This is a genomic window from Pseudomonas sp. HMSC063H08, from assembly GCF_001813645.1.
Taxonomy (GTDB): Bacteria; Pseudomonadota; Gammaproteobacteria; order Pseudomonadales; family Pseudomonadaceae; genus Pseudomonas; species Pseudomonas aeruginosa.
In genome coordinates, this window is record NZ_KV813465.1 from 177872 (window position 1) to 185473 (window position 7602).

The window sequence follows — 7602 nt, forward strand, 5'->3', positions numbered from 1 at the left end:
TCGGCCATGGCCGTCATCGCTTCAGTGCTTCTGTGGCAGCGCCGTGGGCAGGCCGCGGCCGCTCCAGGCGGTGACCACAAGGGCTACCGCCGCCATCAGGCAGAGCGCCAGCCAGCCGGGGACGAAGCTGTGGCTGAAGTCCTTGAGCAGCCCCAGCGCCGGCGGCGCGAGAACGATCGCCAGCTGGTTGATGGCCATCGCCAGGCCGAGGGCGAAGCCGGTCTTGCCGACCGGCGCGGTATCCGCCACATAGGCCACCCAGGGACCGTACCAGCCGAAGCCGAAGAAGCCCAGCCAGGCCACTACCAGGCCCATCCCCAACGGCGATTGCAGGGGCAGCAGGACCAGCGCCAGCAGGCCGAGGATCACCGCGCCGAGGCAGACCATCACCGGGAAGTAGCGCCCGGCGCGGCAGCGGTCGCTCCAGGCGGCCAGCAGGATGCGCCCGGCGACGCCGCTGCCCTGGGCGACGAACAGCAGGGTCGCGGCCATGCCGATGCCGATCTCCAGGGCCTCGTGCAGGTAGAGCACGGTGAACACCAGGATGCCGTACTGCACCGAGATCAGCGCCACCCCGGAACAGACGATGTTCTTCATCGCCGGGTCGGTGATCATCGCCAGCCGCGACTTCACCACCGCGCCCAGGTCGCGTTCGGCGGGGTTCGCGCCGGGCGCCGGGGCGTCCGGCGGGGTGCGGTAGAAGAGCATGAAGGCCAGCGCGCCGAGGAACGCCACCAGGCCGCCGGCGAGGAACGCGCTGCGCCAGCCGTAGACTCCCGCCAGGTACGGCAGCAGCGCGGCGGACAGCGCGCCGCCCAGCGGCAGCCCGGCCTGGCGGATGCCCATGGCGAAGCCCAGCTGGGTCTTGGCGAACCAGCGCGACACCGACTTGCTGCCGCCCGGCTGCGCCGTGCTGTAGCCGGCGCCGACGACCACCAGGAACAGCAGGATGGTCAGGTAGTCGGTGGCCCACAGCGAGGCGCAGAGGGCCAGCGCGACGATCAGCGTGCCGAGGCCGACCACCAGCCGTTCGGAGTAGCGGTCGAGCAGCTCGCCGGCCACCAGCAGGCCGACGATCGGCACCAGCTGCGCCGCCGACACCAGCAGGCCGATCTGCAGCGACGAGAGTTGCAGGTCGTTCTGGATGAACACGGCGATCGCGCCGATGCCCTGGACGAAGAAGCAGGCGCAGGCCTGGGCGAAGGTGGCGATCAGCAGGATGACCCAGCGGTAGCGCTGGGTCGGGTTCGCGGCGAGGGCGGCGGTCACTGGACGAACTCCCGTGCGAGGGTGAAGTTGGCTTCGCCGAGCGGATGCAGGCGCTGCAGCGACAGGTATTCGCCGAGGGTGCGTTCCATGCCCATGCGCTGGAAGATCCGTTCGCCGTCGAGCTCGGCCTCGGCGCCGTTGGCGCGCAGTTCGTCGAGGGCCTGGCGCAGCAGTTGGCAGTTGTCGCTGAGCGTCACCCGGCCGTCATCGTCCACCGCGTAGGGCGTGTCCTCCATGCCGACCCGCAGCACATCGACCTGGCTGTCCGCCTGCGCGGCATAGGCGGCCAGCCGGCGCACCGCGCAGAGCGGGGTGCCGGCGCGAGGACCGACGTCGAGCGGCCGGAAGTGCTGCGCGGCATGCTGCGGCATCACCGCCGCGCCGACCGTGATGCTGACCTTGCGCTTGCGCACGCCGGGTTCGCCGATGTCGTACTCCAGGCTCTTGGCGCTCTCGATCACCGCGCGGAACTGCTGGTAGGTCTCCGGGAACGGCAGGCGTGGCGAGAAGCCGAACAGCAGGATCACGTTCAACTGGCCGGAACCGCCCAGGCGTAGGCGCGGGTGCTCCACGGCGAAACGGGTCATGGCGTAGCTGCGCACATGCTGCACCCACTCCACCTCGTGGAACAGGCCGAGCTTCTGGCGCGCCTGGATGGCGTTGCGGTAGACCTGGAACTGGGTCATCGGCGAGGTCACCCCGTAGTCGGCGCCCTTGCTGGTGGAGTGGGTCTGCAACTCGGCCTTTTCCAGCGCCGTGGACGGCTGGTAGTCGCGCAGGTCGGCGAGGAAGGCCGGGCTGGAGGCATAGTCGAGGTCGAGCTTGCGCCTTTGCTTCTCCAGCTCGCAGATCACCTGCAATTCGATGGCCGCCTGGATCGTCACGAAGTGCGCACCGCCCAGATGCAGCGGGATGGCGCAGTGGCTGACCCGCTCCCACTCGCCGAAGCGGCGGATGTTCTCCTGCACCTCGCTGCCGTTGCGGCTGGCGCCGAAGCTCAGCATCAGGTCGGGGAAGCGGTTCTGCAGGGCGCGGCTGACCGCCTGGTAGATGTCGTTGTCGGTGGTCTGTTCCTGGGTCAGCGGGTTGCGCGCGTGATAGTGGTAGTAGCGGCAACCCATCTCGTAGAGCTGGCGCGCTTCGTCCAGCAGTTCGCCGGGGGCGGTGCGGATGGTGGCGCCGGTGCAGATGCTGTCGAGCAGGCGGTCGCCGGTGGCGGCGTGGTTGCGCGGGGTGAACTTGGCGCCGGTGGAGGCGCATCCGAGAATCAGGGTTTTCCGGGATCCGGTCATGGTCGTCTTTCCTCCATTCATCATTCCATTGAGGGCGGAGCGGTCCGCGGCGGACCGAAAGGCTGCCCAGGGCGTCGAAAGTCGTCGGTGTCTCAGGCAGGTGAAAGATGTCGCTGGCGGGATCGTTATGCGTTGTTCTACGAGAGGGATTTAAACCGCATGGCGGCGGCCGTGCGCGGCGCATTCGGCAACGCTCGTTGCCGCCGGCACAAAGACCTTGCGCAAATCGCCCGGCGTTGCGCCAACCGCCGGCACGGCGGCGCAACGTTGCCATTCGCGCAAGCTCGCTCAACTGGCGGCGCGCTGTCGCAGGCAATCCTCCAGGGCCTCGCCGAGGCGCTCGATCTCGCCGTCGTCGGTCAGGTAGTGCGGAGTCAGGCGCAGGACCCCCGGCAGCGCCTGCTCGCGCAGCGCCCAGCGGGCATACTGCGGGCCAATGTAGGAGGCGTTCACGCCGCGCGCGTGGAGGCGCTTCAACCATTGCTCGCCGCTCAGTTCGGGGGCCGCGTAGGTCATCAGCGCGCTGGCGTGCGGCCCTTGTTCCAGCGGCGTCCAGCCGAGCCGGCGGTAGAGCTGCTGGGCGATGCGTTCGCGCAACTGGCGGTTGCGCCGGGCGATGCGCCGGACGTCGGTCTGCAACAGGTAGTCGCAACTGGCCTTGAGCGCCAGGCGCAGCCCCGGGTTGAACTCCGAGCATTCGAAGCGCCGCGCGTCATCCCGCGCCTGCAAGGCGAAGGCGTCGCTCCATTGCGCGCCGCCGACGTCCAGCCCGTCGGGCAGGGCCAGGCGCTCCAGGGCGCGTTCGCCGAGATAGAGCACGCCGAGTCCCTTTGGCCCGCGCAGCCACTTGCGTGGCGGGAACACCAGCACGTCGCAGCCGGTCGCCTCCACCGCCAGCGGCAACTGGCCGACCGCATGGCTGGCATCGAGGAAGAACAGCCCGTCATGGGCGCGGATGCGCTCGGCTACGCCCTCCAGCGCGGTAGCCGCGCCATGCCCGGTGGGCACCGCGCTGAGCGACAGCAGCGGCGTCTGGCCGGGGGCGAGGTCGTGCAACTGCTCGTCGAGCCGTTGCAACAGCTGTGCGGCGTCGCCGCGTGCGTCGATCAGGCGCAGCTCCAGCCCGCGCTGCTGGCGCGCGGCGAGCAGGCACAGGCTGTTGGAACCGTATTCGTCGAAGCTGCTGATCGCCCGTATCCGTGGATGGGCGGCCAGGGCCGCGGCAAAGGCCACCGACCAGGCGCGGCTGGCGCAGTCGAGCAGGGCGATGTGCCGTGGCTGGGTGCCGAGCACTCGCGCGACGCTGTCGCGGACCGCCAGCAAGGGCTCGGCGAAATGCTCGGCGGCGCGCTGCACGCCCCAGCGCCGCTCGGCTTCCAGCCAGCTGTCGAGGGCGTCGTAGAGCACCTGCGGCGGCAGGCTGGCGGAGCCATGGGCGAAGTGCGCGTAGCTGCCCCAGGCCGGGGTCTCGCGGCGCAGGCGCAGCAGTTCGTCGGCACCGAAGGCGTCGGGGCCGGCGGGGAAGAGCGCGCTCATGGCCGCACCGCCGCGATCAGTTCCACCTCCACCGCGGCGCCGCGCGGCAGCTCGGCCACGCCGACGGCGGCGCGGGCGTGGCCGCCGCGCGCGCCGAGCACCTCGTCGAAATACTCGCTGGCGGCATCGATCACCGCCGGCTGCTGGACGAAACCCGCCGCGCTGGCGACGTAGCCGGTCACCTTGAGCAGCCGCTCGACCCGTTGCAGGCCGCCCAGCGCCTCCTCCAGCGCCAGCAGGCAGCGCGCCGCGCAGAGCCGGGCGGCCTGGCGGGCCTGTTCCAGGTCGAGTTCGCTGCCGACCTTGCCGGTCCAGCGCAGCTCGCCGTGCTGGCGCGGCAACTGGCCGCTGACGTAGGCGATGCCGGCGTGGAGCACCACCGGCTGGTAGGCGCCGCCGGCGACGATGGCCGGAGCGGGGGATGTCTGCATGGTCCTGTCCTCGTGGCGGACCCGCCCGGCCACGATGCTCGGGCGGGTCGATGGCTGGAAAAGCGCGACCTCACTACTGTGGGCCGGTTTTCCCGGTCTGTTTTGCGGGAGTCGACGAGCTGCTTGCCAAATCGGCAAAACAAACCGAACTTTAGCCTTGCAACAGGCACCGCCGCGCGAAGTAGACTGAAAACGCCCGACCGTTGAGGAACGCGCAACGATGATCGACCTGGTGATGCTCAAGGACTTCCTCGTCCTCTGTCGGATCAAGAGCTTCAGCCGTGCGGCGCAGGAGTGCCATGTCTCCGTGTCCGGGTTGAGCCGGCGTATCCAGACCCTGGAACAGTGGCTCGGTGCACCGGTGTTCGAGCGCCACAAGCACGCCCTCGAACTGACCGAGGCCGGCCGTCAGTTGCAAGGCGTGGCGCAGGACGCGGTGCGCGCCCTGGACAACCTGCGCCAGTCGATCCGCGAGCGCGACGAAGACGCCCAGCGGCGCATCCGTTTCTGCGCCCCGCACATCCTCTCCTCGGTGTTTTTCCCGCACTGGATTCCGCGTCTGCAGGCGGACTTCCGCAGCGCCAAGTTCAGCGTCGACTGCGATTACCTGCCGCAATGCCTGTCGCGCCTGCGCGACGGCTCGGTGGACTACGTGGTGGCGTTGCTCGACGAAGGCGAGGCGGTGTCGCGCCGCCTGGGCATCGACAGCGAAGCCGAGTTCCAGCGCCTGGAGCTTGGTCACGAACAACTGGTGGCGGTCTGCGCGCCGGACGCCGCCGGCCAGCCGCTGTTCAACCTCGACCGCCTGCAGACCGAAGCGCTGTCGTTCCTCGGCTACTCCGAGGAATGCCACCTGGGCTGGGCCCTGGAACCGCTGCTGCGCGACAGCGGCCTGTTCCTCCAGCGCCATCACAGCTCCAGCCAGACCGAGGGGCTGCGCTTCTTCGCCCAATCGCGCCTGGGCGTCGCCTGGCTGCCGCATACCCTGGTCCGCGAGGACCTCGCCAGCCGTCGCCTGGTGCGCGCCGGCGGCCAGCGCTTCGACGTACCGCTGCGCTACACCCTGATCCGTCGCCGCCTGCCGCTACCCGGCGAGGCCGAACGCCTGTGGACCTTCCTCGGCGAGCTGGCGCGCCCGGCGCCGCGCTACGCGGTGGTCGGCGCGGCCTCCTGAGCCGCCGTCTCGGCCAGCAGGGCGCGGCGGAATTCACCGACCAGGTCGTCCTGCGCCGAACCGCTGCGGCTGACCATCACCAGCTCGCGCTGGAATTCCAGCGCGCCCAGTTCGATCACCCGTACCCGCGCCGGCTCGCGTAGCCACAGCCCGGCCCGGGGCAGCAGCGCCACGCCGAGACCGTTCTCCACCATCCGCGCGATCGCGTCGATCTCGTCCAGCTCCATCACCTGGCGCGGCCTGAGCTGCTGCGCCTCGAGGAAATCGCCCACCAGGCGACCGCCGAAGGACACATGGTCGTAGCGGATGAACGGTTGCGTGCGCAGCAATTCCAGCGCATCCGTCGCGGTGCATTGCGGCGGCGCGATCAGCACGAACGGCTGGCGCTCGACCCGTTGCGCGGAGAGCCCGCGCGGCAGGTTGAACGGCGGGCGGATGAGGATCGCCAGGTCCAGTTCGGCGGCGTCCACCTGGTCCAGCAGGTGCAGCGAGACGCCCGGCACCACCTGCGGCTCGATGTGTGGCGCCTGTTCGGCGAGGCGCTTGAGCACCTCCGGCAGCAGCCCGGTCTGCGCCGTGTTCACCGCACCGATGCGCAGGCGTCCGCGCGGGCTGTCGCCCTGGCCGATGCCGTCGAACAGCGCGAGGATCTGCTCGGCCGTACGCACCGCCTGCCGCCCGGCCTCGTTCAGGTTCGCCGCGCGCGGCGTGCGCTTGAACAACTCGACGCCGACGCTGCGTTCCAGCGCGCGGATCTGCGCGCTCACCGCCGACTGCGTCAGCCCCACCTGTTCCCCCGCCGCGGCGAAGGAGCCCCGGCGCGCCACGGCGACCAGGGTGCGGAGTTCGCGGATCATCCAAGCCTCGAAAAAAGTATTGCTCAGGCGAAATATTATGCGCTTTCCATCGAAATCGGCACGGCAAATAATCCCGGCACACCCACAGAGGAACCGCGCCATGAGCCTGATGCCCTTCCACCTCGCCATCCCCGTCCACGACCTGCCCGCCGCCCGGCGCTTTTACGGCGAGGTCTTCGGCCTGAGCGAAGGCCGCTCCGCCGAGCACTGGGTCGACTTCGACTTCTTCGGCCACCAGTTGGTCATCCACCAGCACCCGCAGACCGACTCCCAGCGCCACGCCGGTAGCAACCCGGTGGACGGCCACGACGTGCCGGTGCCGCACTTCGGCGTGGTCCTCGCCTGGGACGACTGGCACGCCCTGGCCGAACGCCTGAAGCAGCGCGGCACCCGCTTCGTGATCGAGCCCTATATCCGCTTCAAGGGCCAGGTCGGCGAGCAGGCCACGCTGTTCCTCTTCGACCCCTGCGGCAACGCGCTGGAGTTCAAGAGCTTCCGCGACATGGACCAGTTGTTCGCCAAGTGAGATTGCCGGCGCTCCGCCTGGAGGCTGCGCTTACTGCGCGCAGTCCGTGCAGAACTCCAGCGCCGCGCAGCTGGACTGCTCATCCGGCAGGTTCGACGTTGCGCACTCTTTCTTGCGCACCACGCTACCCAGCGGCGCCAGCTTGAACCGCTCCGGCGGCGGGCTGGCCGGCTTTGCGCTTTCCGTCCCGTCGAGGTCGGGCTTGAAGGCGTGTTCAAGGTCGCCCAGGCGTTCGTCCAGGGTGGCGGAGGAGGCGAGGGCGGGCGTCAGGGCCAGGATGAGCAGGAGAACGCGGTAGGGCATGGGGTTTCCGGTGTGGGTGGCGATGCGCTGGAGCCGGGCACGGCATCCCCGCATGACGAGGAATCGAAGCGGCCATTCAAGGCGATTGCGTGTTGGCGCTGGGATGCGCTCGCCCTCTGTTTGGCATTTTGTGAAGCGCTTCGCACCTTGCCCGAGCGGCGCCTTGTCCGGGCAAAACCGTCACCGCACAGTCCCCTTCCACCTTCATCCCCCT

At 69.7% G+C, this 7602-nt stretch carries 8 protein-coding genes; 2 read left to right on the forward strand and 6 right to left on the reverse strand.

Features of this window, described 5'->3' with window-relative positions; translation table 11 throughout:
- Positions 1-21 precede the first annotated feature (21 nt).
- The 4 genes from HMPREF2924_RS17850 to HMPREF2924_RS17865 form a co-directional block, all read right to left on the reverse strand.
- A complete protein-coding gene (locus tag HMPREF2924_RS17850) occupies positions 22-1269 on the reverse strand; it encodes an MFS transporter (protein WP_004364126.1) in 1248 nt (415 codons plus the stop codon).
- A complete protein-coding gene (locus HMPREF2924_RS17855) occupies positions 1266-2561 on the reverse strand; it encodes a 3-keto-5-aminohexanoate cleavage protein (RefSeq protein ID WP_003118649.1) in 1296 nt (431 codons plus the stop codon). Before HMPREF2924_RS17855 ends, HMPREF2924_RS17850 begins: the two co-directional genes overlap by 4 nt.
- Positions 2562-2849: 288 nt before the next feature.
- Complete coding sequence (locus HMPREF2924_RS17860) at positions 2850-4097, reverse strand: aminotransferase class V-fold PLP-dependent enzyme (protein ID WP_003140896.1); 1248 nt, start codon at positions 4095-4097, stop codon at positions 2850-2852.
- Positions 4094-4528 carry a RidA family protein gene (locus tag HMPREF2924_RS17865; RefSeq protein WP_003158601.1) on the reverse strand — a complete coding sequence of 145 codons (435 nt, stop codon included), beginning with the start codon at positions 4526-4528 and terminating at the stop codon, positions 4094-4096. Before HMPREF2924_RS17865 ends, HMPREF2924_RS17860 begins: the two co-directional genes overlap by 4 nt.
- Before the next feature lie 220 nt (positions 4529-4748).
- On the opposite strand from HMPREF2924_RS17865, the gene HMPREF2924_RS17870 reads away from it, so the two are divergent.
- Entirely contained in the window at positions 4749-5702 is a 954-nt protein-coding gene (locus HMPREF2924_RS17870; RefSeq protein ID WP_003085661.1) for a LysR family transcriptional regulator, read from the forward strand.
- Here HMPREF2924_RS17870 and HMPREF2924_RS17875 read toward each other — a convergent pair.
- Positions 5675-6559 (reverse strand): LysR family transcriptional regulator, encoded by an 885-nt coding sequence (locus HMPREF2924_RS17875; RefSeq protein ID WP_004364122.1) that lies wholly within the window; start codon positions 6557-6559, stop codon positions 5675-5677. The two genes, HMPREF2924_RS17870 and HMPREF2924_RS17875, sit on opposite strands and share 28 nt — an antisense overlap.
- Before the next feature lie 100 nt (positions 6560-6659).
- Here HMPREF2924_RS17875 and HMPREF2924_RS17880 point away from each other — a divergent pair, with 100 nt between their 5' ends.
- On the forward strand, positions 6660-7085 hold the full coding sequence (locus tag HMPREF2924_RS17880) for a VOC family protein (RefSeq protein ID WP_003116492.1): 426 nt from the start codon (positions 6660-6662) through the stop codon (positions 7083-7085).
- A 30-nt stretch (positions 7086-7115) separates the two neighbouring features.
- Here the strand turns inward: HMPREF2924_RS17880 and HMPREF2924_RS17885 are convergent, their stop codons facing one another.
- On the reverse strand, positions 7116-7388 hold the full coding sequence (locus tag HMPREF2924_RS17885) for a hypothetical protein (protein WP_004364121.1): 273 nt from the start codon (positions 7386-7388) through the stop codon (positions 7116-7118).
- Positions 7389-7602 lie beyond the last annotated feature (214 nt).

What these genes read in the sequence shown, in the direction of transcription:
- HMPREF2924_RS17855 (WP_003118649.1), bottom strand. Translation starts at nt 2,561, where the DNA reads ATGACCGGATCCCGGAAAACCCTGATTCTCGGATGCGCCTCCACCGGC.
- HMPREF2924_RS17860 (WP_003140896.1), bottom strand. Translation starts at nt 4,097, where the DNA reads ATGAGCGCGCTCTTCCCCGCCGGCCCCGACGCCTTCGGTGCCGACGAA.
- HMPREF2924_RS17865 (WP_003158601.1), bottom strand. Translation starts at nt 4,528, where the DNA reads ATGCAGACATCCCCCGCTCCGGCCATCGTCGCCGGCGGCGCCTACCAG.
- HMPREF2924_RS17870 (WP_003085661.1), top strand. Translation starts at nt 4,749, where the DNA reads ATGATCGACCTGGTGATGCTCAAGGACTTCCTCGTCCTCTGTCGGATC.
- HMPREF2924_RS17875 (WP_004364122.1), bottom strand. Translation starts at nt 6,559, where the DNA reads ATGATCCGCGAACTCCGCACCCTGGTCGCCGTGGCGCGCCGGGGCTCC.
- HMPREF2924_RS17880 (WP_003116492.1), top strand. Translation starts at nt 6,660, where the DNA reads ATGAGCCTGATGCCCTTCCACCTCGCCATCCCCGTCCACGACCTGCCC.
- HMPREF2924_RS17885 (WP_004364121.1), bottom strand. Translation starts at nt 7,388, where the DNA reads ATGCCCTACCGCGTTCTCCTGCTCATCCTGGCCCTGACGCCCGCCCTC.